We start from the raw sequence: 26,700 nt of genomic DNA on the forward strand, positions 1-26,700 counted from the left end.
GGGCAAGGAGGCAGCCGTACCGGTTTGCCAGTCTGAACATGGCTTCAATGTCATCTGCCTTTGTCCTGCCAAAGAAGATGAACCGGGCACAGAACACGTTGTTCATAGCGATCGGCGTGACCGCTCTTTCTACGATCGCCATGATCGGATACCGGCTCGGCTCTGTTGCACAAATCGAGTTCTGAGCGAGGTTCCCCTTTCCCCAGAAGGACTTACCCCACGGCCTCTGTGGCGGGTGTTCCGAGCCTAGTGGAGCCGTTTGGGACGGCTATGCGGGTCTGAAGCGCGGCGACCTGTCGGTCGAAGTCCCTCGCCATGAGGCGCTGGCCCATCAGTTTCACACAATGCATCCGCTGCCCGGCAGGGTTATGCGTAGCGTGATCCCGAGAGGGTGGTTTCGACCCGGCTTCGGCGGTGGTATCCGCTCCCTCTTCGCCAGATCGCGCGGCCTAGGTATCGCGATGCGTTGACTGCTTCGTTTTGGGCGATGGCCCCAGCGCTCGTCGGCTTCCAGGGCTTGGCGTTTTTGCGCGGTGGAATGATGGCGTCAGCACCACCTACAGCAATCGCCTCGTGGCATTTGCGCGTGTCATAGGCCCCATCAGCGGTCATTGATCCGATGTCCTGATCGGGCGGGATGTGATCCAGCAGGTCTGGCAGCATGGGCGCGTCTCCGACATTACTGGTGGTGACCTCGACGGCTCGAACCTCCAGCGTTTCCTCGTCGTTCCCCCTCTCGGGATCGTGCAATGCATGACCCTGCCGGGCAGTGAATGTGTATCATGCGCCAAATGCGGCGCTTTGGGCCGCCATGCTCGCGCGCGTTCCATTCGCCTTCACCCTCGGCCTTGAGGCCGGTGCTATCGATAAGGAGGTTCAGTGGGCCTTTGCCGCCTCGATACGGTAGGCGCATGTTCAGCGTCTTTTGTCGGCGGCACAGCGTGCTGTAATCCGGCATCGCCCAGTCCAACCCTGCCAGCCGTAACAGGCTTTCGACAAAGCCAGAGGTCTGGCGGAGCGGCATGCCAAACAACACTTTCAGCGTCAGGCAGGTCTGGATCGCGGCATCGCTGAAACTCTGATGCCGACCGCGTTTGCCGTTTGGCGGCGGCACCCAAACCATCTCGGGATCAAACCAGATTGCCAGCGATCCACGACGCTTCAATGCCGTGTTGTAGGTCGACCAGTTTGTGGTCTTGTACTTCGTAGGTGTCCAACTGCTCATGGCCTCCAGCTATCATGCTGGATCCACAACGTGAATCCTCTCAAACCATTTGCGCAACAAAGCCAAGGGGAGGCATTAAGGTGAAGCTTCTATTACGTCCTTTGAGGCGGTCCTTAAACCTCAGCGTTTGCTTTACAGTTCTTGTGGTCAATGTAATGGTTCTACTATTCTTTAAGTGGAACGACTCATGCGCATTATGGCAATAACCACCCTCGCCCTAGGTTTCACCTTGTCACTAGGTATTCCAGCTATCGCGGCCAATGTTGCCGGAACAGATGGCCAAGACTCCATTGGGAACCTTCCCTGTAGTGCTCAAGAAGGGCAGCTTCTGTCAGATTGCCATTTTGAAACGCTGCGAAAAGAGGATGGATCCTTCACAGTCCGCGTACTTCTACCTGGTGGAGGTATTCGTTACCTTTATGGAGCAGACGGAAAAGTGACGGGAACTGACAGTACTGGATTGCTAGCCTCTAAGCGTCTCAAGAACAAAACGATCGTGCACATTCGCCCAGGCGAAATGTTTGAAATCGCTAACGAGTTGATCGACGGTCAATAAGCGCCATTTTGTTTGATCCAGACAACAGCAATCTGCGCTCATGTAGTATCAATACCCCTTCAGACATCGTGACGTCTACGAAGGGCAAAAGAGTTGTGCCCTCTCCGCAGTAGAGGTTTCGTTCGTTTTGGATAAAGGACCAAATATGTTTCGCGTTTCGCTCATTCTAGGCTGCCTCTTGTTGTTGGGGTGCAAAGAAGAAGACGTCCAGACTGACGAGGTCATTCGTGGGCTAAAAGTACACACTGTTGAGGCCACGGAAAGCTCCAACATCCGACGTTTTCCAGCGGTGCTTGAACCATCCGAACTTAACACATTGTCCTTTGAAACCGGCGGCGCCCTATCCGCCATTGACCTTAACGTTGGCCAACGTATCGCCAAAGGTGAGGTGATCGCGAGATTGGACGAAACCTCACTTGTCTTGCAGGTCGAGACCGCAAAAGCAGCTGTCAGCCAGTCCGAAGCCGCCGCTCGGAATGCGTTGGAGACAAGTGCGCGCCAGGCAGAACTGCTTGAGCGCGGCAGTACCACCCGTGTGGCAGCGGATGACGCCAAGGCTGCCGCTGATCAGGCCGAAGCAGTTCTTCTCCAGAGTCAGACATCGCTGGAAGTCGCGCAGGAAAACCTCTCCAAAGCAGTGCTCACGGCCCATATGGACGGGATCATCAACTCTGTCGATGTGACATCCTATTCAAATGTGGCAGCAGGCGCTTCAATCATCACGCTTTATCCAGCCGACTCTTTTGAAGTGTTTTTCTCGGTCAATTTCGACACCGTTAGCCAGCTTGTTGTTGGCAAACGGGCTGAAATTCGGCTTGCTGATCGCCCTGACATTGTTTTGCCAGCCGTAATCAGCGAAATCGGTTCACGCGCAGGTGCGGTCTCAAGCTTCCCAATTGTGCTGGAACTCACCCAGGAAAACCCATTGCTCAAAGCTGGCATGGCGGTTGAAGCCTCTATCGAGCTGCCTCTTCCTGAGGCCGAGGGTTTTCTGGTGCCGCTGAGCGCCATCATCAAGGACGGAGGCGGCAACACCAATATCCAGGACGCCGAAGTTTCAAAGGCCGGAGTATACCTGTTTGACCCTGACAGCAGCACGGTTGTGCGTCGTGACGTCTCCGTCGCAGGGATCCGTGAAAATTCAGTCATTGTGATTGACGGTCTAGACGCAGGTGATCTTGTGGCCTCGGCTGGTGTTTCCTTTCTTAAAGAAGGTCAGAAGGTCAACTTGCTGACAGCTGAGGAGAATTGAGGTGGAGGGGCTTGCACGATTTGGCATCGAGAAATCCCGCCTGACAATCCTCGCCATGATTGGCCTGCTGCTTATCGGTTGGATGAGCTTTATTGGCCTACCCAAGCGGGAAAACCCGGCAATCACCATCCGGGCTGTAAACATTACAGCGATGTACCCCGGCATGACGCCCGAGCGAATGGAAAACCTGATTGCGATCCCGCTAGAACGCGCGGCTCGGGAAATCGGCGAAGTCGATGATATCTCGACCCTTGTTGTCACCGGCCAGGTGACCATGAGCGTGATGGTCAGTGACAGCATTCCGGTTGCTGATCTGGAACAGGTGTTCACGGATATCCGCACCCGGATGGAGAGCACCCCCAGAGAGCTGCCCGAGGGAACGCAGGGCCCCTTTGTGAACACCAACTATGGCGACGTCGCCATTGCCACCATTGCGGTGACCGGTGAAGGCTTTTCTTATGCAGAGATTTCAGACGCCGCCGAAGATTTGCAGACTGGTCTCTATCAGGTTGACGGCGTTACCAAAGTCACCCTGTCCGGTGAGCAGGATGAACGCATATGGCTCGAGCTGGACAGTCGCCGCCTGGCAAGTGTCGGGGTACAACTCCCCCAGGTTCTAAATGATCTGAGTGCGCAGAATGTTATCTTACCAGCAGGAAGCATCGACGCGAATGGCACCTCTATTCTTTTGGAAACTGACGGCAACCTCACCTCGATAGAAGAGATTGAGCAGGTCCTGACAAAACTGCCACAGGGAGACATCGTAAAGCTTCGTGATCTGATGACTGTCCGGCGTGGTTATGTCGACCCTGTTCAAAAGCCAGTCTACTTCAACGGTCAACCCGCGGTTCTTGTCAGCGTCGAAATGTCTGACACTGACGATGTGCAAAAGCTGGGCAGACGTCTGAACGGCGAGATTGCGGCGCTTGAACAAAACCAGCCCGTCGGCATGTCCTACAGTATCTCGACCTTTCAGGAAACCAATGTCACCATTTCAATTAACGGTGCCCTGTCCAACGTCGGCCAGACATTTGCTGTTGTCATTGTTGTGATGTTGCTGTTCCTCGGTCTGCGCCCGGCTTTGATCATCGCAAGCATCGTCCCCTTCACTGTGACCTTTGCTCTGTTGGCCATGTCCTACTTTGGCATTGATCTGGAGCAGATTTCCATTGCCGCTGTGATCATTTCACTCGGGCTTTTGGTTGATAACGGGCTAGTGGTGGTGGAAGATGTCGCGGCCCGCATCCGCCAGGGGGCCTCTCCCAAAGACGCGTCAATCGCAGCAAGTGGTCAGTTCTTCATCCCACTCGCCGTTGCTTCTGTGACCACTGTGGCGGCCTTCATGCCGATGTTCATCCTCGAAGGTACATCGGGCGAATTCGCCTTCTCTCTGGGCGCTGTTGTGGCCATCATGCTGGCCGGCTCTTGGCTGACCGCGCACTACATCTTGCCTTTCCTGGCGGCGAACCTGCTGCGGCCTCAACCGGAAAAGGATAAGAGCGAAGGCCTGCTCGTGCGAGCCTACGGAAGCCTCATCCGACGTTTCATCCGATTCGGGATACCGGCAGTAGTGGTAAGCTACCTCTTGGTTGCGTTTGGCGTTTCAAGCTTTGGGTCCCTGCGGTCTGAGATGTTTCCACTGTCAGAGCGATCAGAATTCCTGATCTATGTGGACTTGCCCAAGGGCAGCTCGATCACCGAGACCCAGCAAGAGGTGCTTTTGATCGAAAAATGGCTGCGAGACCCAGAAGTAAACCCTGGCGTGGCCAATACCACCCTGTTTGTTGGTCATGGTGGCCCGCGCTTTTATCTTGCGCTGTCACCCGCGGACACGGATCCGGCCAGCGCCTTTTTTGTGGTCAATACCCACAGCTTCGAAGACGCAGTCACCGCTTCAGACCGGGCCCGGAGCTACCTGATTGAAAACCACCCGGCGGTGCGTGCACGGGTCACCCGATTGTCTATGGGAGGCAGCGAAAGCGGTATTGTTGAAGTTGAGATAACCGGCCCCGACGCGGATGTGTTGTTGCAGGCCGCAGCCAAGATTGAGACGGCTTTTGACAGCGTGCCTTCCATGATCCTCAACCAAAACGACTGGGGAAACAAAACCATCACCGTTGGCCTTGATCTTCTGCAAGAAAAGGCGCGTCAGTTGGGGGTGACCTCGCAAGATGTCTCCAATGTGATGCAAGCCTATTTCTCCGGCACCGAAATCTCGGTCTATCGAGACCAATCAGATCAGATCCCGATCGTCGTCCGGGCCGAAGATGTTTTTAGGGACAGCTTGGAAGATCTGTTTAACATGTCGATCTCCACAGAGAATGGTCTTGTTGCATTGGATCAGGTTGCAGTCTTTCAGCCCCGGCTGGAATTGGCGCAAATACGTCGCGAAAATCAGAAACGGCAGATCGTTGTTTCTGGCAAAAGCGCTACCTTGCCAGCAGCTCAGGTCGAGGCCTTGATTGCACCCACCATTGCGGCACTGGACTTAGGGCCTGACTACGCAGTGGTGATTGGAGGGGAAAGTGCGGATTCAGCAGAATCCAATGCAGACCTCCTTGCTGGCATGCCCTATGCGCTCATGACCATGATTGCCGCGCTTGTGTACCAGTTCAACTCGGCACGCCGGGTGGCACTAACTTTTATGACTATACCTCTTATCGTAGTTGGCGCGCCGCTCGCCTTGCTCCTTACCAATCAGCCGCTATCCTTCTTTGGAATACTCGGGTTGGTGTCGCTCATGGGGATCATCATCAATAATGCTATCGTGTTGATAGATCAGATCGACATTGAGCGTGGGGAACAGCCTTTGGATGAAGCGATCATCACGGCTTCCAAAAAACGGCTGAGCCCGGTCCTGTTGACGTCACTGACAACGATCCTAGGGCTGTTGCCGATGGCGCTTGTTGGCGGCGCCCTATTTGAGCCCATGGCGACGTTGATGATTGGTGGCTTGTTGTTTGCCTCGCCTCTGTCGCTGATCTTTGTCCCTCTGTCCTATCGTCTGTTGTTTCCGGATCGATGAGAGGTTTGCGAAACATCCTAAATCCAGCGGGGAACTCTAAATCTCGGTCTTTTAGAGCTCGCCGCTGGGTCGCTAATGATCATTCTCTGCGCGGTTCCTCATCTTTGTATTGCGGCACTAATTGTTAAACACCTCAAGGAGAAACCGCCATTGGCGGAGATCACATCCTTTTGGACATTTTTCTTTAGAACATCCGGATTGTTTTTGATGTTCCTAGTGTCGCACACTTTGCAGATTTATCTTTGGGCATTTTTCTTCTGGCTCATTGGTGCTCTACCGTGACACGAAGCACCAATCTACTTCGTCCTCGAGACCTATTCGACGGTTGGATATGATGATCTCACCCTTGTCAAACATTTCCGCATTTTTGGAGCTATGGCATCAGTCAGCGGCATCTTAATGTTCGGTGCGATAACGGCATTCTTAGTTGGTTTTTTTACGAGAACCTTGGATGCGAAGAAATCTGACCTCAAGGGGTAGTCTGAGGTAGAGAGTTCTCCTTGGATGAATGTTGGCGGAGCACAACAGAGGCGAAAGAAGTCTAGTAGCGGATTGTGAATTGAGTTCCTTTGGTCAAGGTCCGCTTTAAATCCATCCTGCAGAAGCAGCTTTGCCTGCAAGGGGTCCTCAGATGACGGCTTTGGGCTGCGAGCGGTCATAGGACCTAAAGCCCGGCCAAGTGCATTTTTTTGCGCACACCGCGCAGACCGGTTCAGGGATAGCCTTCGGATGTTCCGAGAAGATGGAAGCTGCGCAGCAAATTCTTTCCAGGACTAGCCGCTTCGGTGGCCGATCAGTGGGGTTCGGCAGCGCAGTGCAGATACAAAGCACAAGCCGCCTGAACTCCGAATACCAAAGATCTCCGAACCAGAATTCTATCCCGCCTGCCAGCCCCTGTGCTGTAGTCTAACCAACGTGCACATAGGTCAGCAGACCAAAACCGCGGTTACTTCCAGGTCAGGCTTTGTCCAGAAAAGCAGCCAAGAAGAGTATCAGGGGGCATTTGTCCGAGCTGTTCAAACAAAGCCAGACTGTCTATCCTCGAGATCATTTCGGCGATCAGCCCCTGATCAAAACGAAACATAAGCAGGCTATCCAATTTTATAGGGGTATCCCCGTCCGGGCCAGAGGCCGTCGTGCGGTAATTGACGCAGGCCCAGTCACCATCCTCCAGAAAGACGAGAATTTCCGATTTCATCGGCCCGATGAGCCGATGGAAAACTTCGACCAGTAAGGGGATATCCTTGCGCAAGGCCAGGCTTCCATAGACCGTATCCTCCTGCCCCAGGGAAGGTGCGAGAAGCTTGTCCAAAAAGGAGATATCGCGTGCGTCCCAGACTTCTGCAAACCACAGTTCAAGAACGTCCCGTTTTGTCATAGTCATGGTTTGGTCAAACCTCTGTTAGTTCTCCACTCCGCCCTATCAAAGGATGCCCCCAGTAACGCGAACTTAGGCAGTGGCAGGCTACAGGTAAAATCAATAACTTGCATATCCTAATTTTCGACCAACAGGCGGTTTACTCGTTGATCAAAAACAGAAACATCCCAGCCGCGTAATTGACCACTGATCGTAATACTTACGAACGAATTGCTGGTCGTGACACGTGAAATCCGTCATCATCTTTATTGAACACCAGCAGATCAGCAGGATGCAAAAATGTCAGAAAATGGATATGAGGCCGGGCGGTTGAACCTCCCCTTTGTCGGGATCTCAACCTTTGGGAAATCCAGCTATGTTGCGGATTGGGATGCGATTGATGCCGATGTCGCCATTCTTGGCGCCCCCTTTGACTTTGGCACCCAATGGCGCCCGGGGGCGCGGTTTGGTCCCCGTGCGGTGCGCGAAGCCTCTACCCTGTTCAGCTTTGGCCATGCAGGGGCCTATGACCACGAGGATGACGCTACCTATCTGGGGGCCGATGTAAAGATGGTGGATATTGGAGATGCCGATATCATCCATACCAAAACAGAGGAAAGCCACGCCAATATCGAATTTGGCGTGCGGAAAATCCTTGATGCCGGTGCCCTGCCCGTCACCATTGGTGGCGACCACTCCATCAATATCCCCTGTATCAACGCCTTTGCGGAGGACTGCGCAAAGAATGGGCCGGTTCATGTGGTGCAGATTGATGCCCATCTGGATTTTGTTGACACTCGGCATGGCGTAACCAATGGCCATGGCAACCCCATGCGCCGCGCCATCGAAAAAGACTATGTTTCCGGCATGACCCAGCTGGGTATCCGCAATGTCTCCTCAACGGCCAAGGAAGGCTACGACGATGCCCGGGCCCGCGGCTCTGACATCCTGTCGGTACGTCAGGTACGAAAACTGGGCTGCGAGGCGGTTCTTGACCGCATACCGGCCGGCGCACGCTACTATGTGACCATCGACATCGACGGCTTCTGCCCCTCTATCGCGTCCGGCACCGGCACCCCCAGCCATGGTGGGTTTCTGTACTACGATGTGCTGGAGATCCTGCAGGGGCTGACCCAACGCGGTGACGTGGTGGGCATTGATCTGGTGGAGGTCGCGCCGGCCTATGATCCAAGCGAAAGCACCCAAATTCTGGCGGCCCAGCTGCTGCTCAACTTCATTGGCTTTATCTTCCACGCCCGCGAGGGCCTGGCCTCAGAAGCGTGAGGTAATCCCCGCCTTCGGTATTCCTGCCGAAGGCGGGACTAGCGGCCAATCACAATATCGGCCTGCAACCCGCCAAGCTCCTCGCTTTTGCCCAGCCGCAGCGTGCCGCCATGGGCTCGGGCAATATCGGTGACGATGGCAAGGCCAAGCCCTACCCCCGACCCCTGATCCTGATTGCGCGCCGGATCCAGCCGGGCAAAGGGGCGCACGGCATCCCCCCTCTGGGCTGCCGGGATACCGGGGCCGTCGTCCTCGACCCGCAGGCGCAGGGATTTTTCGGTCAGGACCACAGAAACCCGCGCCCGGGTGCCATAGCGCACCGCATTGGAGATCAGATTTTCCAGCGCCCTGCGCATCGATTGCTCCCGCAGTGGCACGGTGCCAGCGCCGCTCAACTCTCCCAGCATCACATCCTTATCCTGGCGCCGCCAGCCTTCGACCACTGAGGTCACCAGCTGTTGCGGGTCGACCGGTTCAGGCTCTCCGGTGGAGGCCCCCCGTGAAAAATCTAGGAAAGCATCCAGCAGGGCCTGCATCTCGCTGACATCGCGCAGCATCGGCGCGGCATCCTCTTCGTCGATCATTGCCAGGCTCAGTTTGAGCCGGGTCAAGGGCGTGCGCAGATCGTGGCTTACTCCTGAGAGCATCAAGGTTCGTTGCTCGATCTGGCGCTCAATCCGCGCCCGCATATCCAGAAAGGCGCTGCCTGCCACCCGGACCTCAGTTGCACCACGGGGGGAATAGGGCAGATTACGCCCACGCCCAAAGGCCTGGGCGGCATCGGCCAGCTTCTTGATCGGACGCAACTGATTGCGCATGTAGACAAAAGAGATCACCGTCATCAAAAACCCAAAGAACACCATGGTCACAATCAGCTGATGCGGTGCCGCCGCCGTAAGGCGCCGTCGGTCAAGCCGCAGCTCCAGAATGCCGGCCGGGGTTTCAAAATAGAGCAGAAACTGCCGGTTCTCCGGGAACTTGACCGCCACAAACCCTGCCAGCTCGCGTTGCAGTTTGTCCCGCACCACCCGGCCTGAAAACTCATTCAGACTCAGCGCATCCTGCGGACGTGGCGCATCTGGCGCCACAAACCCTGCTGCCATGGTCAAGGGCACCAGATAGGGCTGCATCCTTTGCAAATAGAGGTTCGGATCCGAGGTGCCGCCTGCCTGCTGCCGCAACAGGTCGATTTCACGCAGGACCGTTGTGGTCATCTGCGTGGTGACATCCTCAAGATCGCGTTTGATAAAGACGATTGTGACCAGTAACTGCAGGGTGACAATCGGCATAATCAGGATCAATGCCGCACGGGCATAGAGACTGCGCGGAACATATTGTTTGAGCCATTGGAAGAACATAGGCTAATACTAACGGCGCAGACGCGCAGTGTGAAGACCGGTTGGACCCCGCCTTTTCCCATTGGGTTTTGGCCAGATCTCTCCCCCAAAGACCCCAAAGGGCCGTGCAAAACGCCCCCCCCCAATAAGAAAGAAAAACCAAATGCAGGCTCCCGACGATTTCAACCCGACAGCCGGTGTGCCAGAAGAACTGCAGCCCGATGTGCGACGTCTCTTGGCCCCCAACCCCTCTCCGATGACCTATCGCGGCACCAATACCTATCTGGTCGGCACCACCGATCTGGCCGTCATCGATCCCGGCCCCGATATGGACGCCCATCTCGAGGCCATTCTCGCCTGCGTCCTGCCCGGTCAGCGGATCAGCCATATCATCGTCACCCATAGCCATCTGGACCATTCTCCCCTTGCCCGCCCCCTCGCGGCCCGTTGCGGCGCGCCGATCTATGGCTTTGGCGCCTGCGAGGCGGGACGCAGCACCATCATGCAGGAACTTGTCTCAGCAGGCATGAAAAGTGGCGGTGAAGGCATCGACCTTGGGTTCACCCCCGATATCACCGTTGCAGATGGTGAAATCCTGTCGGCGGCAGGATGGGAGCTCGAGGTCATCCACACCCCAGGCCATCTGGGCAATCATATTGCTCTTGCTCTGGGGGATGCCTGTTTCACTGCGGATCACGTCATGGGCTGGGCCAGTTCCCTGGTGTCCCCTCCCGATGGCGATCTGACAGATTTCATGAGCTCTTGCGCCCGCCTGCGCGCCCGGGATTGGCGGGTGTTCTACCCCGGTCATGGCGCCGCTATCACCGCCCCCCAAGAGCGGCTGGACTGGCTGATCAGCCACCGCAAAGGACGCGAAGCAGAAATTCTGACCTGCCTCGCAGAGGCCCCGGCCACCCCGGCTGAGCTGGCTCGAATGATCTACAAGGAAACGCCCGTCGCCCTTTTGCCGGCCGCGGAACGCAATGTATTTGCCCATCTTGTCGATCTGGTTGGCAGATCCAGAGTCGCCCCCTGCGGTGAGTTTAGAGAAACAGGCCGCTTTCAAATCCTGGTTTGAGGTTTTTTCAAGAAATCGGATTTCTCCTCTGGACCTCCCCCAGAGGCCTCGCTATATCGCACGGACCGTTCCGGCGTAGCTCAGCGGTAGAGCAGTTGACTGTTAATCAATTGGTCGTAGGTTCGATCCCTACCGCCGGAGCCAACTTTCTCAGTCGAGGTTGGATAAACCGAAAGAGCGCTCCCTTTGCGGAGCGCTTTCGCGTTTAGGGCCTTTCGCTGCCGAACATTTTGACACAGCGCCCCCGCGGAGAGGCCAGGAACCTCATGCAGGCCTACACCTGAAAACCCAAATCAGGTCAATCTCACGGAGGCACGGAGAATTCCCAGAACCTCCTTCCCGTCAAACCTGTTCATAATGGGCAGAAGCGGACACCAGGATTCGTTTAGCCTTCATCCAAAGGTCCTGAATCTCTGCAAACAGTGGGGCTTGATCCCCCTCTTGCATCTCAATTTCAAGTAGCGCGCTGCGCAGATCTGCCAGCCCCAAGACAGCGGCGGATCCGGCCAGCCGGTGCGCCTCTTTGCGGTGCTCCTCGATGAGCTGACCTGCCTGTTCCAGCGCACCTATGAAGTCTTCGCCCTCGGAGATAAAGGCCTGCAAAAACCCGATTGCGCGCTCTGCGCCCAGGGCCTCAAAAAACTGCGCAATATCGGATTGCTCAGACGGCTTCGCTGCTTGCTGGCCTGTCAGGGCACGTCTGGAGATCAAGGTTGAAAGATCCTTTTGGGTGACCGGTTTTGTCACCACCTCTGCAAAGCCAGCCTTCAGAATACGTGCATGGTCTTCTGGGGCCGTATGGGCAGTGAGTGCCACAACATCTACATTCTCAGCCAGGTTTTCTGCCCGTATCCGACGGATCGCTTCGATGCCGTCCACCTCCGGCATGCTGATATCCATCAAGATCAGATCAAACCCCTGTGCTCGGCAGGTTTCAACCGCTTCGGCGCCACCTGAGGCGACTGTGACCTGATGTCCCTGTTTCAACAACATCTGCTGGAACAGCTCGCGGTTGATCTCATTGTCTTCCACGACCAGGATCTTTGCCGATGGTTCCTGCGCCCGTTCTGCTGCCGGGTTGGGCATGGAAAGCGGCTGGGCGACTGGCAGTGGCAAGACCAATGAGAACAGGCTGCCTTCACCTAATTCGCTTTCACAGGTGATGGTTCCCCCCATGGCCTCTACGATCCGACGGGTGATAGCCAGCCCCAGACCGGTGCCCTCACTGCCACGCCCGTAGCTGGAATCCAGGGTAATGAAATCCTCAAAAATCCGGTTCAGGTCACTCTTGGCAATGCCTTCCCCGGTATCAGAGACATGAAACTCGATCTGCCCCTCCAGAGCATTGAGCTGGACATCAACCAGTACTGCTCCATCACGGGTAAATTTGATCGCATTGCCAATCAGGTTCAGCAAGGCCTGTTGCAGTGCCCGGGGACGTCCGGAAAACATTCCGACCCCGTCATCAATACTGTAGTTCAGGGTCAGGACATTGCCGTTCGAGCGTGCATGCGCCTGCTGGCTTTCCACCAGCCCCTCCATCAGGTCACGCAGATTGAAAGGACTCTCGATCTCTGTTTCGATACCAGCTTCCAGGCTCGACAGTTGCAACACATCATTGACGTGATGCAACAACAGCTCTCCGGACACCGACATGGCATCCAGATAGCGGCTTTGTTCAGGATCTGGGCGGGTTTGCTGCAGCAGCTCGATTGCCCCCAGAATACCGGTCAAAGGCGTGCGCATCTCATGGCTCATCACGGTCAGCAAATTGGCCTTGGCACGCTCGCCTGCGAGGGCATCATCACGGGCGCCGCGCAGCTCTTCCTCGGCTGCGATGCGATCCGAAATATCCCGAATAAAGCCAACAAAGACCAGATCGGCCTGGCTGCGACTGATGGAAAGGGAAACCTCTACCGGGAAGATCTCACCTGATTTGCGCTGTGCCTCCAATTGCACCCGCCCCCGGCCAGCCACGCGCGTCTCCGAGGTTTTCAGCAAGCGCTCCATTCCCAGGCGATGGGCCTGTCGCAGATGGGGCGGAATAATCAGCTCATCCATGGCGCGCCCCAGGACTTCTTCACGCCGGTAGCCAAAAATGGCCTCGGCTGCGCCATTGAAGGCCAGGATGCGTCCTTCTTGGTCGATCATCAGAATGGCGTCCAGCGAGGAGGAAATCATCGCCTCCATACGGGATGCCGCTTTGCTGCGCTCTTCGGCCAACCTGCGGCCGCGCCGATACATCCACCCCGAGAGGATGGCGGTGAAAGCCAGGGCTACAAACAGAGCCAGAACCACCACTGCCAGGCGCCACAGAATTGCAAACAGGTTCAACCTTTTACTTTCGGTGTCTTCAACCTGGATCACCACACCAAAGAGTGCCAGCTCCCGAACATCATCCCCATTGTGCAACAGATGTGATGCAATCATCTGGCGATTGTTGATGAGCTGATTGTCCGGAACGTCAATGGCTTCGACAAGGGCCTCCAAGCGCCCTTGCAACCGGCCCAGCAGTTTGCTTCCCGCAGGAGATCTGCGCAGATCAGCAAAGAGCGGCCCCTCAACAAAGGTATCTATCCGGCTGTAATAGATATCAAATTGGCGACGTAGGGCAGAAACACCCCCGGGTTCGTCCAGCGAGGCCAGTGCCAACTCCAGTTTGAGATGGTCCACTTCGGCCTGGGAGAGCACCCATTGCATATTGTCAGTTGCAGCCGTCGATAACCCTTCGAGACGCTGCACCACCTCATGCCCAAGACGCACGGATTGCAGGGCCAGAAGCGGCAAAACCATCAGAGCCAGGGCAAGCAGGATCTTTGTCAGGCTTGGCCTGTTCTTCTTGCCCGGAACGACACTGGAGAACGCGCCAGCCACCTTCGCGAGAAAGGTGGCTTTGGGGTCTGATCTGTCCGGATCAGGGAACTGGCCTGGAGTTTTTGTCATTCAGATATGGGTTTCAGAGTCAGACTGTCCAACTGCCAGATACTGCGGGAATAGACGGCTTCGGTGCGAAAGGCGGCGTTGCTGTCATAAGGGTAAACCACCCAAAGGGGCCCCTTGCCACGCAGCGACATTGTTTTCCCGTTACGTAGATAGGCGACAATCGGCCCGCCTGCGGTGGCATCCGTCATGGGAATCTCGACCATGTAATCGTTAACCGCGCGCGCCTCGATGGTGAAACCCGCTGACCCATCGGTCACATCAAAATGCGTCAAAAGCTCCTTCAGCGGAACGCCGGTAAAGCTCTGCGGTCCTGTGGTCCAGATCGTTGTGGTTTCAAAAGTCTCTGCCGTGAAGCCCTGCAGGTCTTCCAACGTCAGCTGTTTGGTTGCGGAGTCGTCATCCATTCGGGAAATGGAGAGAAGAACATCCCCTTGGATCGCAGGTGTCACCACTTCGGTAGTGGTATCAGCCCAAGCATGATCAGCCGCAAACAAGCCGACAAGAGCTGCAAAACCACCACAAAAGGCCAAGGACACCACTCTCTTTCCCAGTCTCATCATGTTTCTCTCCTGTTTGCGACGCATTGAACGGTCTTGGTCTTTGCAGCAAGCAGCACCATCAATGCTAACTAAGCCCTCTAAGATTGAGCAAAGCCTAACATATCTCTGTCTTCAGGCTATCTACGCCTGCGGATAGCCACCTATCCTTCCGTATAGCTACACCTCTCCCTCCTGCAGCTGCCCTTTGTAACCTGCACCGGAATGCAAGGAATTGGGCGGTTTCAGGACCGAGATCAAAAACGTCGATCTTGCCTCTGGCACGCCCCTAAAACCGCCACTTTCCGATAGCTGAACTATACAATTGCGCGCAACCTCACCAAATGATCAAAAATCTTGATGGATTTGAAATACTTCTGATTGTACGCTGATCTGAATATCACTCGAACAGTTTTAGGGTTTTCATGCGTATTTTGCTAGCCGATGACCATGATATGGTCCGTGAAACCATCTCTGCCTACCTGGAAACCAAGGGGGAGGCAGCGGTTGTTCTGGCCACAGATCTGGTGGGAGCCCTGGACAAAATACGCATCGAAGGTCCCTTTGATCTGGTTTTGCTGGATTACCAAATGCCAGGAATGCATGGCCTTGCCGGGCTAAGCGAAGCAATAGCGGCCAATGGTGGCAAGGGCGTTGCTATTCTCTCTGGCAGTGCACCGGCGCAAACAGCGCAAGAAGCGCTCAAACTGGGGGCGATTGGCTTTATTCCCAAAACCATGGGGGCGCAGTCACTGCTCAATGCTGTGCGGTTCATGGCCGCCGGCGAGATCTATGTCCCGGTTGACCTGATGCGCGAAGAACCCGCTCCCCCGGCGCACCCGCTGGCGGCAAAACTCAGCCCGCGTGAGAACGAGGTTTTGGCCGGGCTGTGCAAAGGTGAATCCAACAAAGAGATCGCCCGCGAGCTGGATCTGCAGGAAGTCACGATCAAGCTGCATGTGCGTACGCTATGCCGCAAACTGGAGGCAAAAAACCGCACCCAGGCGGCTATGATCGCCAAAGAGGCCGGTCTTTACTAAACGCACCCCTGGCGATAACTGCCCCCTAGGGCAATACCCGCGCCGGCAAAGCCGCGTAGCCGCGAAAACGAATGCGCCCCCCCTCCCGACGTCCCGGCAAGATCTGGTAGTCAGGAAAGCGTGCCAGAAATCGCTCCAGCGCAATTTTTCCCTCCAGCCGTGCCAGGGTCAGCCCCACACAAACATGTGGTCCCCCGGCAAAAGCATGGTGGCGGTTTGGCCGCCGGGTGATGTCAAAAACCTGCGGATCCGCAAAGACGTCTGGATCACGGTTGGCCGCACCAATCATCAGATGCAGATTGCTGCCCCGTGGTATGGTAACGCCGTTGATTTCGACCATGGCTGTGGTTTCACGATTGCCCAGCTGGTTTGGTGAGCGAAAGCGCAGTACCTCCTCCACTGTGGATTTTATCAGCTCCGGCTGTGCCAATAAAAGTGCGCGCTGATCTGGGTGATCATGCAGCAAGGCCAAGCCATTCCCGATAAGATTTGTGGTGGTTTCATGCCCCGCATTCAAAATGAATATGCAGTTCTGGATCAGCTCGATCTCGCTCAACCCCTCCTCCTCGCTGGTGTCATCGCCGATAAGCCGGGTCAGCACATCTGTTTCCGGATCCCCCGGGTTGGCCCGGCGACGGGCAATCAGATCACTCAGGTAAGCCTTGAACTCCTCAACTGCCCTATGCCCCAGTTCCAGTTCTTCAGCAGACAGGGAGGGCTCAAGCGCACCGAGAATGGCCAGCGACCACTCCCGCAAAGGGTCACGTTCCTCTAGCGGGACATCCAGTAGATTGCCGATAACCTGAATGGGAATACTGGAGGCAAAATCCGCGATCAGATCCACTGATGAGCGACCTTCCAACCCCTCCAGCAGATGATCAACCGTGGCAATCAGCCCTGGTTCCATCCGGGCAATTGCCCGCGGGGTCAGAGCAGAACTCATGATCCGGCGCACCCTTGTGTGCAGCGGCGGGTCTGAAAACACCAAAGAGGTGGTATGGTGTTCAAACAGCGGCGATCCGGCCCCAAACTTGGGCGCAAAAACCGCCTTCTTGTCGGAAGAAAACGCGGTGGTGTCGCGGTAGATACGGTCCAGATCTGCATGTCGGCTGATCAGAAAGGACCCATCTGGCTGCGCCAACACCGGGGCCTCGGACAGAAGCGCATCGTAAAAAGGAAAGGGTTCCTCAACAAAACCAGCGGGGGGATTGGTCAAATCAAACTTTTGAATATCTGCCTTCAGCGACAACGAGGTTTCTGGCAATTTGGCTACTCCTGATCAATCTGTTGAGGATCAGTTGGAAACTCTATGCTGTCAACAACTTGCCGCCGCTTTTGACATGGGGCGATATTTCGAAAGGACGGGTGACAGGCACGGAAAACCCGCCTATGTTCGCTATATGTCCAAAGCTATTTCCTCCATTCGAAACCTGGGCCCCGCCTATGAAGAGGCCTGCAAACGCGCAGGCATCCACAGTGCCGAAGAGCTGCGCACCCTGGGCGCTGATACGGCCTATGGAAGGTTGTTGGCCAGTGGCAGCAAACCCCATTTCATCGGCTATTACGTCTTGGTCATGGGGCTACAGGGGCGCCCCTGGAACGATTGCAAGGGGGAGGAAAAGAAGGCCCTGCGCAAACGCTTTGACGCCATCAAAGCCCAGAATTTTGACAAGGGGCTCTCCGAATTCGAGAGAATTCTCGACCAGATTGGCGTCCTGGAAAAAACCGCGCGCCGCTAATCCACGCAGAGGGTACCGCACAGGCCAGGCAAAAGAAAAGGCCGCTCCAGATATCCGGAGCGACCCTTAACTGCATCTTCAGATCTGAAAGATCAGTGGCTTAGCCAACCAGCTCAAGACCGGAGAAGAAGTAAGCGATTTCAACAGCAGCTGTTTCAGGTGCGTCGGAACCGTGAACCGAGTTTTCGCCAACCGATTCTGCGAACTCAGCGCGGATGGTGCCGGCTGCGGCGTCGGCTGGGTTGGTGGCGCCCATGATTTCGCGGTTTTTTGCGATGGCGTTTTCGCCTTCCAGAACCTGGCAAACGATTGGCTCGGAGGACATGAATTCGCACAGTTCGTCATAGAAAGGACGCTCAGCGTGCACTTCGTAGAACTTGCCGGCCTGGGCTTTGGTCAGGTGAATGCGCTTTTGTGCGACGATGCGCAGGCCAGCTTCTTCGAACTTGGCGTTGATTGCACCGGTCAGGTTGCGACGGGTGGCATCGGGTTTGATGATCGAGAAAGTGCGTTGCAGAGCCATTGGGCGTTCTCCATTTGAAAAATCGGCGCCAGACAAGACGCGCCATAATATCGCGGGCCGCGTAACATGCCACAGCGCACATGGGAAGGGGAGAGTTGGTCTGAAAGGAAAAATGCGCCTGATGTCAGGCGCATTCTTCCAATGGGTCGTGGATGTCGAGCCAAAGCACATAGAGCCCCGAGGCCAGGGCACAGAAACTGGAGAGCAACATCAGCGACAATACCATATAGGGCGCGTTCTGCGCGGTTACAGCCACGCCGGTTCCTGTGGTGATCACCGCCCCCAACGCAACCACGATGGCACCAGAGAGCCCCGATGCACTGCCCGCCAGATGCGGGCGCACCGACATCAAGCCGGCACTGGCATTGGCCACCGTCAAACCATTGCCAAAGCCCACCGCTATGGCAGAGCCAAAGAACACCAGCGGCCCTCCCTGACCCAGGTAAAACAGACCCAGCCCAATCATTGGACCAATCAGGGCCGAAACCCGTCCCGCCAGAATCAAATGGATCAGGGGCACCCGGTTTGCCAGGCGCCCGGTGACAAAATTGCCAACCATGAAGCCTCCGGTGATAATCCCAATGCCAAGCCCCACCAGAGCGGCACTCAGGTCGAACCAGGCCGCCGCAACCAGGGGTGCGCCGGTGATAAAGGCGTAAAAACCACCAATCGAGAAAGCCATGCAAAAGCTGTAGCCCCAGAAACGACGGGACGCCAGCAGCTCCGGATAGGTCCGCATCTGGGCGCCAAAGGTGGCCGAGCGATTGTGATTGGTCTCGCCCCAGTCCGCCCAGCAAAGCAGCAGCAGACCAACACCCATCAGGGCATAGAGTGCAAAGCTGGAGCGCCAGCCAAAAGCCATGTCTAAGGCGCCGCCCAGCATCGGTCCCAGCATGGGTGCCAGCGCCATGGCCATGGTCACATAGCCCAGCTTGCTGGCGGCTTCCTTGGTGGAATGCATATCGCGAATGGTCGCCCGCGAGACCACCTGCCCCACCACAACGGCCGCCTGCAACATACGGAAGAACAAAAACACCCAGATGGATTGCGCCAGCAGACAGCCAAGCGAGGCCAGAGCAAAGATCACCATCGAGGCCAGAACCACCGGTCGACGCCCATAGAGATCCGACAGCGGCCCCATCAGCAGCTGCAATACAGCGGAAATCACCAGGTAGCCCCCCAGGGACAGATTCACCAGGCTATAGCTGGCGTCAAAATCCTCGGAGATGCGCGCAAGAGAGGGCAAAAACATGTTCAACGACAGCACCGCCAAGGCTGTGCTGAAAATCAGTGTCACAAGATGGGGAGCATTCTGTGCTGCTCGCATGAAATCACCTGAGGTTGATCATTGCCCCTATCCAGCTATCAGCAAGCGCCCAAGGGGGCCAGTCAAGACGCTACGTGCCCGGGCAATCTCTGCTTTCGCGAGCCATGCTCGCTAGACTTGACGAAAGTCAAATTTAACACGTTGCAGAACTTTACTATTTTTATCAGTTACTATTTCCATACCCAAGACCGGGGCACAGATCCAAACACTCTCGGTCTTCCCCCTTCGCAACTCCGGAGCCCACATATGTTGAACAGAACTGGTTTGTTTTGCCTCCTCACGACCTCTTTTGCCTCTTTTGGCCTGGCCCCTTCTGCCTCCGCAAATGAAACGGCCCAACCCCTCCCCTTCACCTACGAGACTTTTGAAACTGCGGTGCCGCATATCGACCTCGAGGCCTGTCCTGCAGCGCTGCCGCAGGTCGACAGTTTCTGCCGTGCCACAGTCCATCACGAAGAAATCCATGTCTTTGCCTTTTCCTACGAAGGTGACAGCCCAATGGTTGGGTTTGCCTCCTATTCCGCAGAGGGTCTTGATACGCTGTTTGATTGAAACGGTCCTAGGGGCGGATACGCATTGACAAGGCGCGAGGACTGCGACAGTGCATGAGCCCATGCTAAGTATTCGCGATATCACCTATTCGGTTGAAGGCCGCCCTCTGTTCGAAGAGGCCAGTGCCACCATTCCCAATGGCCACAAAGTCGGTCTTGTGGGGCGCAACGGCACCGGCAAAACAACGCTGTTTCGCCTCATTCGCGGCGAGCTGGCGCTGGAGACCGGATCAATCTCACTGCCGTCAAAGGCGCAGATTGGCGGGATCGCCCAGGAGGCGCCATCCTCCAATGTGTCGTTGATTGATACGGTTCTGGCGGCTGCAACTGAGCGTGCAGAACTGATGGCCGAGGCTGAGACCGCAACCGATCCGACCCGCATTGCCGAGGTGCAGACCCGTTTGGCGGATATTGATGCCTGGTCCGCCGAGGCCCGGGCGGCCTCGATCCTGAAAGGTCTGGGGTTTGACGAAGAGGCGCAACAACGCCCCTGTGCCGATTTTTCCGGTGGTTGGCGGATGCGGGTTGCCCTGGCGGCGGTGCTGTTTTCCGAACCGGATCTACTGCTGCTGGATGAACCGACCAACTATCTGGATCTTGAAGGCGCTCTTTGGCTGGAGGCCTATCTGGTCAAATACCCCCATACCGTGATCATCATCAGCCACGACCGTGAGCTGTTGAACCGATCTGTGGGGGGCATCCTGCATCTGGAAGATCGCAAGGTGACCTATTATGGCGGCAACTACGATCAGTTTGCCCGCCAGCGCGCTGCCAACCGCGCCAATCAGGCGGCACAGGCCAAGAAGCAGGATGCGCGGCGCGCCCACCTGCAGAGCTTTGTTGATCGCTTCAAAGCCAAAGCCAGTAAGGCCAAGCAGGCGCAGAGCCGGGTCAAGATGCTGGAAAAGATGGAGACCATCCGCGCGCCCGAAGATGCGGCACGCACCGTTTTCACCTTCCCCACTCCGGAAGAGCTGTCACCGCCCATTATCGCTACCGAGGGCGTCAAGGTAGGCTATGACGGCAAGGTGATCTTGGGCAACCTGGATCTACGTATCGACCAAGACGACCGTATTGCCCTGCTGGGTAAAAACGGTGAGGGTAAATCAACCCTGTCCAAGATGCTCTCGGCGCGGTTGGCGCCTATGGGCGGCAAGATGGCGCAATCAAGTAAACTGCGCATCGGCTTTTTTGCCCAGCACCAGGTGGATGAGCTCTATATTGATGAAACTCCGCTACAGCACCTGATCCGCGAGCGTCCCACCGAGGGGCAGCCGCGTCTGCGGGCGCGTCTGGCCGGGTTTGGCCTGGGCGCAGATCAAGCCGATACCGCCGTTGGACGCCTGTCAGGGGGGCAAAAGGCCCGTCTGTCACTTTTGCTGGCCACTTTGGATGCGCCGCATCTGCTGATCCTCGATGAGCCAACCAACCACCTGGATATTGAAAGCCGCGAAGCCTTGGTAGAAGCGCTGACAGCCTATACCGGCGCGGTAATCCTGGTCAGCCACGATATGCACCTGCTGAGCCTGGTGGCAGATCGGCTCTGGCTGGTCTCTAAGGGGACAGTGAAACCCTATGAGGGTGATCTGGCTTCTTATCGGGCCTTGCTGCTGGAAAAGGACAAGCCTGCCCCCAAGGACAAGCCTGCCAAAAAAGAAAAGCCGAAGGCCGCCCGCCCCTCACGTGATGCCATCCTGGCGCTGCGCAAGGAGGCGCGTAAATCCGAAGAGCGCGTCACCAAACTGACCCAGATGAAAGACAAGCTGGATATCAAACTGGCGGATCCGGAGCTTTACGAACCCGAGAAAAAAGACGAGGCTCGGGTTTGGCAGGGCAAACATGCCGAGGTCATCACCGCGCTGGAGCGGGCTGAGCTGTTGTGGATGCGCGCGCTGGAGAAACTGGAAAAAGCCGAGGCGCTATGATCGACACTGCCTTTCTGATCACTTCCTTTGTGACGCTCTTTGTGATCATTGATCCCATTGGCCTCACCCCGATCTTTTTGGCACTGACACAGGGGGCCACCCCACAGGAGCGCCGCTCTATCGCTCTGCGCTCCGCTTTTACCGCGATGTTTTTGCTGGCGCTTTTTGCCGCCTTTGGCGAAGCGGTCCTGGGCTTTGCTGGTATTTCCATGGCAGCTTTTCGCGTGGCGGGTGGTGTATTGCTGTTTCTGACCGCGCTGGACATGCTGTTTGAGCGGCGCACCAAGCGACGGGAAAATCAGGGAGAAGAGGCTGTGGAAGCCGATGACCCTTCCATTTTCCCGCTATCGATTCCGCTGATTGCCGGGCCTGGGTCCATTGCCACAGTGATCCTGCTGGCGGGGCAAAAACCTGGGCTGGAAGGCTTTGCCCTGGTGATGTGTGTGGTCTTTGCGGTGCTGATGGTCATGTTGACCATGTTTTTGGCCTCAGGCCTGTTTGAACGCGCGATTGGCAAGACCGGTATCAATGTGGTGACCCGGCTTCTCGGCATGTTGCTGGCGGCCCTTTCGGTGCAGTTTGTCCTCGACGGGCTACGCGATTTTGGCTTCGCCAGCTGACCACATTCAATAACGTCACAGAGGACGCTGAGTAGAGCCATGGAAGACTTGGATTACGGGCGCCTGCTTTATCTGTTGCTACTGCTCTGTGCGGTGGGATCCTGGGTGTTTGTACAGATGCGGCAAAGCCTGAGCACAACATTACAACAGCTGGCGGTCTGGGCCTTTATCTTTCTGGGTGCCATTGCCGGCTACGGGTTGTGGGAAGACATCCGCCAGACGGTACGCCCGCAACAATCGGTGATGAGCGAAGCAGGCCGCGTTACTGTGCCCCGCTCTTCTGATGGCCACTACTATCTGACCCTGATGGTCAACGATGCCCAGGTGGAATTTCTGGTCGATACCGGTGCCAGCGAAGTGGTGCTGAGTACAGAGGACGCGCGTCGGGCCGGGTTGGAGCCGGAAAAACTGGCCTATCTGGGGCGTGCAAATACGGCCAACGGCATTGTGCGCACGGCATCCGTTTGGGTGGATGAGCTTGCTTTGGGAAAGATCCGAGATCGCAATCTGCGTGTTTCTGTCAATCAGGGAGAGATGGATCAATCGCTCTTGGGCATGACCTATTTACAGCGCTGGTCCAGCATTGAGATCCGCGATCAAGCCCTGGTCCTGACCCGCTAAACGGCCCCCTACCCACTACAAGAAATACAGCCGGCCAGCCATCAGCTGGCAGAAATCAATTGATCCATTCGGTCTTGCTCCATCAGTTCCTTGAACTCCAGCCCCATGTAATCGCCCTTGCTCCACATGATTTTGCCGACAAATGACCAGCTATCAATCGTGACCGTTTCATTTGGGAACATGACGCGCTTCTTGGGTAGAACGACTTCGATCTCGCTGCCGACCGGACACGCGGATTCCGTCTTCACCTTGGCACCAATTCGGCTGATATCAACAATTTGGGCCTCAGTTGCTTCCTCGTCTTCATTGATCTGAATCTTGCAATCAGCGCGACAAACAAACCGCTTTTTCTTGCCTGAAGTTCTTTTCTGCAGCCGGTCAAAAAGCAAAAACGCAAATACCCCCAAGATGAGTACGAGCACCCCGCCGATACTGGCTGTTTTGGTAGAAACCAGAGCGTCACTAAAGGACTGCCCAGGCAGACGCCAAGAGCCATGCACATCACTACAAGGCAGGGCTACCAGTTCTTTTCGGTAGGCCTCCAGTTTGGCGCGAATCCTTAATTTTCGCGCCGCTGCCGCCGCTTTGAACTGGCCGCCACTCGCACGCACGTTTAATAGCGTCTTCTGCAAAGCAACCAATTTGGAGGTCGGGCGGCTAATTTTATCAAAGCCATTTTTGACGATCCGAATTCTCAGTTCGACGACAGTTGTTTCAAGTAGGAATTTCGAGAGCCTATTTGCTGCCCCAGTGTTGGCAGCCGTTTCTACGTCATCCAAAAAGTTTTCACTGAGATGGACCAGGGTCGTCAAATCGTTGAATACACTAAAATTCAATTCCTCTGCATTGGCAGTTCCAGCCGCCCCCAGAGCAAACGCCAATAGCACAAGGACTCTCGCGCATTTCTGCTTACCTTGCATCGCCAGCTGGATGAAAAACCTTCGAACTGCATTTGCAATAACGAGAGGACTTGCAGCATTCTCTTTTTGTTGCAACTTCACATGCAGGCTTTGATCAACAAACTTACACATATACTCACTCATTTAGTTCTGACCAAAGCGCGCCTGCGGCACATCTTCGATCCAACAACAATGATCAATTGGCCAAAACCAGCCAAAGAACTGATACCCAGGCTTTCGGTGGCATTCACTCAATGAGTGAACAGTTCAACTAGACCGAAAGTATTTCCGTCATTTTCGCCTATAATGGATTAAAATTCTTTACATGTGTGCAAAATGCACTTTTTAAAGCGAAGTTGGAAACGCCACATATAGCTCGAAGCAATCAGCATGGAAATAAATACAATATTTAAAAGACCTATCGCACCATCCATACTAATGCCCATAGTTTCTCGATATAGATGGTGGTTTAATAAACAACCCAAGGCAAATTTTAAAAAACAAAAACAATCCAAACATCAAGCAACGCGATCTTATTGCAGGAAATGATGGTGGATGATCGGTTGCAACATCATGCTATTCGAATCGCAAACCTTGTAGCAGTCCTGTTGCTTTCAGCGGCCAAATTTCGAGAACCGATAGATCCCCAAAATCTTTTCAAATGACGAGACCGCATACTGAAAAAATGGTGTCGAAACCGTTGGAAAATCTCAGGCTTCCGCTTTCTTTTCCCAACGTCCCGATTCTTCGGACCAGTATTGGGCGGAACAGCCCGCACCTGTCAGGCTTTTCCATTGACCACGGGCCTGTTGAAGGGCCGCTTCATCATTGCCATCAAACAGAATGCAGACACGCTCCAGCGCCTGAACTTCCTCAGGCGTCACCGCCGCGCCATCAACCGTCATTAAACACTCAGGCTGATTGGCGCTCTCATTAGAGGTGGTGAGCAAAATAGGCTGCAAGGCATCATGCGGCCCACCTGCCAGCCCATGGGCCAGGAAACTATCCGCACTGCCTTGCCAGAGGCATTCATCCAGCCAGCTCATTTGGTCAGAGGTCTGACCGCGCACCACAATACGCCAGCCCGCACCGCGCGCCTTTTGCAACAGAACCGGCAAGGTCTCCTGCAGCGGGCGGCGGGTCAGGTGATAGAAATAGGCGGCCCCCATGGTGAACTTATTCCGCCTCGAACTTGTCTTGCACCAGGCGGTCCAGCGCCATGACACCCCAGCCAGTGGCGCCTTTGGGCGCATAAGAGGTGGCGGATTTCACCGAAGCAACCCCGGCAATATCCAGGTGGATCCAAGGCATATCCTCTTTGATGAAACGCTTAAGGAACTGAGCCGCAGTGATCGAGCCCGCAGGACGCCCGCCGACGTTTTTCATATCGGCAATGCGCGATTTCAGCTGATCGTCATAGGCCTGCCCCAGGGGCATACGCCAGGCGCCCTCATCTGTCGCCTTGGCCGCCTTGAGGAAACCATTGCAGAGGGAGTCATCATTTGAGAAAACACCTGCATTTTCATGGCCAAGGCCAATGATAACCGCCCCGGTCAGGGTCGCCAGATCAATGACACCGCAGGGGTTGAACCGCTCCTGCGCGTACCACAACACATCACAAAGCACCAAACGCCCCTCGGCATCGGTATTGATCACCTCAACCGTGTCGCCCTTCATCGATTTCACCACATCACCCGGGCGGGTGGCATTGCCCGAGGGCATGTTTTCCACCAGGCCAACCAGCCCGACCACATTGGCGCGGGCCTTGCGCAGCGCCAGCGCCTTCATGGTACCAACCACCACCCCAGCACCGCCCATGTCCATGGTCATGTCTTCCATGCCAGCGGCCGGCTTCAGCGAGATCCCCCCAGTGTCAAAGACAACGCCCTTGCCCACCAGAGCCAGCGGTGCCGCGCCCTCGGTGCCGCCCTTCCAGTTCATGATCGCCACCTTGGAGGGGCTGTCGGACCCCTGCCCGACGCAGAGCAGCGTGCCCATGCCCAGCTCTTCCAGCTGTGCTTCATCCAGAATTTCGATCTCCAGACCAATTTCGGACATTTCCTCGATCCGTCGGGCGAATTCGACAGTTGTCAGCACATTGGCGGGCTCATTGACCAGATCACGGGTCATATGCACGCCTTCGGCCACCGCGGCCAGGGGCGCATAGGCCGCCGCCATCTCGTCAAAGGCCTTATGCGCAATGGTGATCTCAGCCACGGGCTTGGCCTCTTTCAGGGCCTTGTGATTGTCAAACCCATAGCTGCGCAGGGCCATGCCCATGGCCAGCTCGGCAGCCTTGGGAATAGATCCGGCCATCACGGTCATGTTCTTCTCAGGTGCCGCAGCAATCAGTTTGGCCCCGGCCTGGCGCGCCTCGATCGGGGTGATACGGCGTGGCAGGACCAGGACATGCAGGGCTTCGGAGACCATACCGGTCGGCCAGTTCAGCGTGATCACCGTGCCGGGTTTGGTTTTATCAAACTCCGGAGCCGCGATCAGGCGCGCCAAAGCTCCTTTGGTCAGCCGGTTGGCACTGCGCGCGGCCTGATCCATCACCCCTTCGGGGGTGACCAGAACAACGACATGGCCTGTCATCCCAGAGAGGGCTTTGGGGTCGTAGTCGGAAAAGCGGATGGCGGGCATGGTGCTCATGGTCTGATGGCTCCTGTCGGAATGAGGTCTTGTTTTGGTTGCCTAATAAGTAACTGCGGCTCTGCACAATAGCCAGCCCCAGCGAGCATCGGCGTCACGGATCCGGCACCCAGCCGGAGAGTGTTTCGGCACCAACCTGCCAAACCAGCGTCAGATCACAGAAATCACGCAGATAGCAGTTTTCCCCGTGAAACATTTCCTCTAAGGTTC

22 protein-coding genes, 1 tRNA gene and 1 pseudogene are annotated in these 26,700 nt (G+C 55.9%); 13 read left to right on the forward strand and 11 right to left on the reverse strand.

The features are described 5' to 3' along the window. Nucleotides 1-212 precede the first annotated feature (212 nt). Nucleotides 213-1,225 (reverse strand): annotated as a pseudogene (locus tag ED661_RS19455) (IS5 family transposase). A gap of 187 nt (nt 1,226-1,412) precedes the next feature. On the opposite strand from ED661_RS19455, the gene ED661_RS22025 reads away from it, so the two are divergent. From ED661_RS22025 to ED661_RS22445, 4 genes are all read left to right on the forward strand, one after another. Beyond that, entirely contained in the window at nt 1,413-1,781 is a 369-nt protein-coding gene (locus ED661_RS22025; RefSeq protein WP_162930199.1) for a hypothetical protein, read from the forward strand. A gap of 145 nt (nt 1,782-1,926) precedes the next feature. Further along, entirely contained in the window at nt 1,927-3,033 is a 1,107-nt protein-coding gene (locus ED661_RS19460) for an efflux RND transporter periplasmic adaptor subunit (protein ID WP_122076236.1), read from the forward strand. 1 nt (nt 3,034) lies between these two features. Continuing rightward, nucleotides 3,035-6,058, forward strand: a complete 3,024-nt coding sequence (locus ED661_RS19465) for an efflux RND transporter permease subunit (RefSeq protein WP_216822472.1) — start codon at nt 3,035-3,037, stop codon at nt 6,056-6,058. Between the two features lie 294 nt (nt 6,059-6,352). After that, nucleotides 6,353-6,538, forward strand: a complete 186-nt coding sequence (locus tag ED661_RS22445) for an ion channel (protein WP_122076238.1) — start codon at nt 6,353-6,355, stop codon at nt 6,536-6,538. Between the two features lie 466 nt (nt 6,539-7,004). Here ED661_RS22445 and ED661_RS19475 read toward each other — a convergent pair whose 3' ends face one another. Next, the gene (locus tag ED661_RS19475) at nt 7,005-7,442 is read right to left on the reverse strand and encodes a nuclear transport factor 2 family protein (RefSeq protein ID WP_254054899.1); all 438 of its coding nucleotides are present in this window, start codon (nt 7,440-7,442) and stop codon (nt 7,005-7,007) included. Nucleotides 7,443-7,715: 273 nt separating this feature from the next. Here ED661_RS19475 and speB point away from each other — a divergent pair, with 273 nt between their 5' ends. Continuing rightward, nucleotides 7,716-8,699, forward strand: coding sequence for an agmatinase (gene speB, locus ED661_RS19480; RefSeq protein WP_122076242.1), 984 nt, complete (start codon nt 7,716-7,718; stop codon nt 8,697-8,699). Between the two features lie 38 nt (nt 8,700-8,737). Here speB and ED661_RS19485 read toward each other — a convergent pair whose 3' ends face one another. Further along, entirely contained in the window at nt 8,738-10,057 is a 1,320-nt protein-coding gene (locus ED661_RS19485) for an ATP-binding protein (protein WP_122076244.1), read from the reverse strand. A 142-nt stretch (nt 10,058-10,199) separates the two neighbouring features. On the opposite strand from ED661_RS19485, the gene ED661_RS19490 reads away from it, so the two are divergent. Next, on the forward strand, nt 10,200-11,114 hold the full coding sequence (locus tag ED661_RS19490) for an MBL fold metallo-hydrolase (RefSeq protein WP_122076246.1): 915 nt from the start codon (nt 10,200-10,202) through the stop codon (nt 11,112-11,114). Between the two features lie 69 nt (nt 11,115-11,183). Continuing rightward, nucleotides 11,184-11,258 (forward strand) — tRNA-Asn (locus ED661_RS19495). 198 nt (nt 11,259-11,456) lie between these two features. Here the strand turns inward: ED661_RS19495 and ED661_RS19500 are convergent. Together ED661_RS19500 and ED661_RS19505 are read right to left on the reverse strand one after the other, a co-directional pair. Continuing rightward, nucleotides 11,457-14,057 carry a PAS domain-containing hybrid sensor histidine kinase/response regulator gene (locus ED661_RS19500; protein ID WP_122076248.1) on the reverse strand — a complete coding sequence of 867 codons (2,601 nt, stop codon included), beginning with the start codon at nt 14,055-14,057 and terminating at the stop codon, nt 11,457-11,459. Next, on the reverse strand, nt 14,054-14,617 hold the full coding sequence (locus ED661_RS19505; RefSeq protein WP_122076250.1) for a molybdopterin-dependent oxidoreductase: 564 nt from the start codon (nt 14,615-14,617) through the stop codon (nt 14,054-14,056). The genes ED661_RS19500 and ED661_RS19505 overlap by 4 nt, the downstream gene beginning before the upstream one ends. A gap of 401 nt (nt 14,618-15,018) precedes the next feature. Here ED661_RS19505 and ED661_RS19510 point away from each other — a divergent pair, with 401 nt between their 5' ends. Continuing rightward, nucleotides 15,019-15,633 (forward strand): response regulator transcription factor, encoded by a 615-nt coding sequence (locus tag ED661_RS19510; RefSeq protein ID WP_122076252.1) that lies wholly within the window; start codon nt 15,019-15,021, stop codon nt 15,631-15,633. Nucleotides 15,634-15,658: 25 nt separating this feature from the next. On the opposite strand, the gene ED661_RS19515 is transcribed toward ED661_RS19510, so the two are convergent. Then, complete coding sequence (locus ED661_RS19515; protein WP_254054900.1) at nt 15,659-16,897, reverse strand: cytochrome P450; 1,239 nt, start codon at nt 16,895-16,897, stop codon at nt 15,659-15,661. A gap of 136 nt (nt 16,898-17,033) precedes the next feature. On the opposite strand from ED661_RS19515, the gene ED661_RS19520 reads away from it, so the two are divergent. After that, complete coding sequence (locus ED661_RS19520) at nt 17,034-17,372, forward strand: TfoX/Sxy family DNA transformation protein (RefSeq protein ID WP_122076253.1); 339 nt, start codon at nt 17,034-17,036, stop codon at nt 17,370-17,372. Nucleotides 17,373-17,472: 100 nt separating this feature from the next. Here ED661_RS19520 and ndk read toward each other — a convergent pair whose 3' ends face one another. After that, the gene (gene ndk, locus ED661_RS19525; protein ID WP_009812004.1) at nt 17,473-17,895 is read right to left on the reverse strand and encodes a nucleoside-diphosphate kinase; all 423 of its coding nucleotides are present in this window, start codon (nt 17,893-17,895) and stop codon (nt 17,473-17,475) included. A 124-nt stretch (nt 17,896-18,019) separates the two neighbouring features. Next, complete coding sequence (locus tag ED661_RS19530) at nt 18,020-19,222, reverse strand: Bcr/CflA family efflux MFS transporter (protein ID WP_122076255.1); 1,203 nt, start codon at nt 19,220-19,222, stop codon at nt 18,020-18,022. A gap of 246 nt (nt 19,223-19,468) precedes the next feature. Here ED661_RS19530 and ED661_RS19535 point away from each other — a divergent pair, with 246 nt between their 5' ends. The 4 genes from ED661_RS19535 (at nt 19,469) to ED661_RS19550 (ending at nt 22,939) form a co-directional block, all read left to right on the forward strand. Beyond that, a complete protein-coding gene (locus tag ED661_RS19535) occupies nt 19,469-19,774 on the forward strand; it encodes a hypothetical protein (protein WP_122076257.1) in 306 nt (101 codons plus the stop codon). Nucleotides 19,775-19,835: 61 nt separating this feature from the next. Continuing rightward, nucleotides 19,836-21,698 (forward strand): ABC-F family ATP-binding cassette domain-containing protein, encoded by a 1,863-nt coding sequence (locus tag ED661_RS19540; RefSeq protein ID WP_122076259.1) that lies wholly within the window; start codon nt 19,836-19,838, stop codon nt 21,696-21,698. Then, a complete protein-coding gene (locus ED661_RS19545) occupies nt 21,695-22,318 on the forward strand; it encodes a MarC family protein (protein WP_122076261.1) in 624 nt (207 codons plus the stop codon). Before ED661_RS19540 ends, ED661_RS19545 begins: the two co-directional genes overlap by 4 nt. A gap of 39 nt (nt 22,319-22,357) precedes the next feature. Then, nucleotides 22,358-22,939 carry a TIGR02281 family clan AA aspartic protease gene (locus ED661_RS19550; protein ID WP_122076263.1) on the forward strand — a complete coding sequence of 194 codons (582 nt, stop codon included), beginning with the start codon at nt 22,358-22,360 and terminating at the stop codon, nt 22,937-22,939. Nucleotides 22,940-22,980: 41 nt separating this feature from the next. On the opposite strand, the gene ED661_RS19555 is transcribed toward ED661_RS19550, so the two are convergent. The 3 genes from ED661_RS19555 to ED661_RS19565 all read right to left on the reverse strand — a co-directional run bounded on the left by ED661_RS19555 (nt 22,981) and on the right by ED661_RS19565 (nt 26,490). Then, a complete protein-coding gene (locus tag ED661_RS19555) occupies nt 22,981-23,982 on the reverse strand; it encodes a PilZ domain-containing protein (protein ID WP_122076265.1) in 1,002 nt (333 codons plus the stop codon). Between the two features lie 566 nt (nt 23,983-24,548). Continuing rightward, nucleotides 24,549-25,007, reverse strand: a complete 459-nt coding sequence (locus ED661_RS19560; protein WP_122076267.1) for a DNA polymerase III subunit chi — start codon at nt 25,005-25,007, stop codon at nt 24,549-24,551. A gap of 7 nt (nt 25,008-25,014) precedes the next feature. Continuing rightward, the gene (locus tag ED661_RS19565) at nt 25,015-26,490 is read right to left on the reverse strand and encodes a leucyl aminopeptidase (protein WP_122076269.1); all 1,476 of its coding nucleotides are present in this window, start codon (nt 26,488-26,490) and stop codon (nt 25,015-25,017) included. Nucleotides 26,491-26,700: the final 210 nt, after the last annotated feature.

Origin of the sequence: Pseudophaeobacter sp. EL27 (genome assembly GCF_900313025.1) — a bacterium.
Lineage (GTDB): Bacteria > Pseudomonadota > Alphaproteobacteria > Rhodobacterales > Rhodobacteraceae > Pseudophaeobacter.

What these genes read in the sequence shown, in the direction of transcription:
- ED661_RS19510 (WP_122076252.1), top strand. Translation starts at nt 15,019, where the DNA reads ATGCGTATTTTGCTAGCCGATGACCATGATATGGTCCGTGAAACCATC.
- ED661_RS19490 (WP_122076246.1), top strand. Translation starts at nt 10,200, where the DNA reads ATGCAGGCTCCCGACGATTTCAACCCGACAGCCGGTGTGCCAGAAGAA.
- ED661_RS19545 (WP_122076261.1), top strand. Translation starts at nt 21,695, where the DNA reads ATGATCGACACTGCCTTTCTGATCACTTCCTTTGTGACGCTCTTTGTG.
- ED661_RS19460 (WP_122076236.1), top strand. Translation starts at nt 1,927, where the DNA reads ATGTTTCGCGTTTCGCTCATTCTAGGCTGCCTCTTGTTGTTGGGGTGC.
- ED661_RS19485 (WP_122076244.1), bottom strand. Translation starts at nt 10,057, where the DNA reads ATGTTCTTCCAATGGCTCAAACAATATGTTCCGCGCAGTCTCTATGCC.
- ED661_RS19475 (WP_254054899.1), bottom strand. Translation starts at nt 7,442, where the DNA reads ATGACTATGACAAAACGGGACGTTCTTGAACTGTGGTTTGCAGAAGTC.
- ED661_RS22025 (WP_162930199.1), top strand. Translation starts at nt 1,413, where the DNA reads ATGCGCATTATGGCAATAACCACCCTCGCCCTAGGTTTCACCTTGTCA.
- ED661_RS19530 (WP_122076255.1), bottom strand. Translation starts at nt 19,222, where the DNA reads ATGCGAGCAGCACAGAATGCTCCCCATCTTGTGACACTGATTTTCAGC.
- ED661_RS19500 (WP_122076248.1), bottom strand. Translation starts at nt 14,057, where the DNA reads ATGACAAAAACTCCAGGCCAGTTCCCTGATCCGGACAGATCAGACCCC.
- ED661_RS19550 (WP_122076263.1), top strand. Translation starts at nt 22,358, where the DNA reads ATGGAAGACTTGGATTACGGGCGCCTGCTTTATCTGTTGCTACTGCTC.
- ED661_RS19555 (WP_122076265.1), bottom strand. Translation starts at nt 23,982, where the DNA reads ATGAGTGAGTATATGTGTAAGTTTGTTGATCAAAGCCTGCATGTGAAG.
- ED661_RS19535 (WP_122076257.1), top strand. Translation starts at nt 19,469, where the DNA reads ATGTTGAACAGAACTGGTTTGTTTTGCCTCCTCACGACCTCTTTTGCC.
- ED661_RS19520 (WP_122076253.1), top strand. Translation starts at nt 17,034, where the DNA reads ATGTCCAAAGCTATTTCCTCCATTCGAAACCTGGGCCCCGCCTATGAA.
- ED661_RS19505 (WP_122076250.1), bottom strand. Translation starts at nt 14,617, where the DNA reads ATGATGAGACTGGGAAAGAGAGTGGTGTCCTTGGCCTTTTGTGGTGGT.
- speB (WP_122076242.1), top strand. Translation starts at nt 7,716, where the DNA reads ATGTCAGAAAATGGATATGAGGCCGGGCGGTTGAACCTCCCCTTTGTC.
- ED661_RS19540 (WP_122076259.1), top strand. Translation starts at nt 19,836, where the DNA reads ATGCTAAGTATTCGCGATATCACCTATTCGGTTGAAGGCCGCCCTCTG.
- ndk (WP_009812004.1), bottom strand. Translation starts at nt 17,895, where the DNA reads ATGGCTCTGCAACGCACTTTCTCGATCATCAAACCCGATGCCACCCGT.
- ED661_RS19560 (WP_122076267.1), bottom strand. Translation starts at nt 25,007, where the DNA reads ATGGGGGCCGCCTATTTCTATCACCTGACCCGCCGCCCGCTGCAGGAG.
- ED661_RS19565 (WP_122076269.1), bottom strand. Translation starts at nt 26,490, where the DNA reads ATGAGCACCATGCCCGCCATCCGCTTTTCCGACTACGACCCCAAAGCC.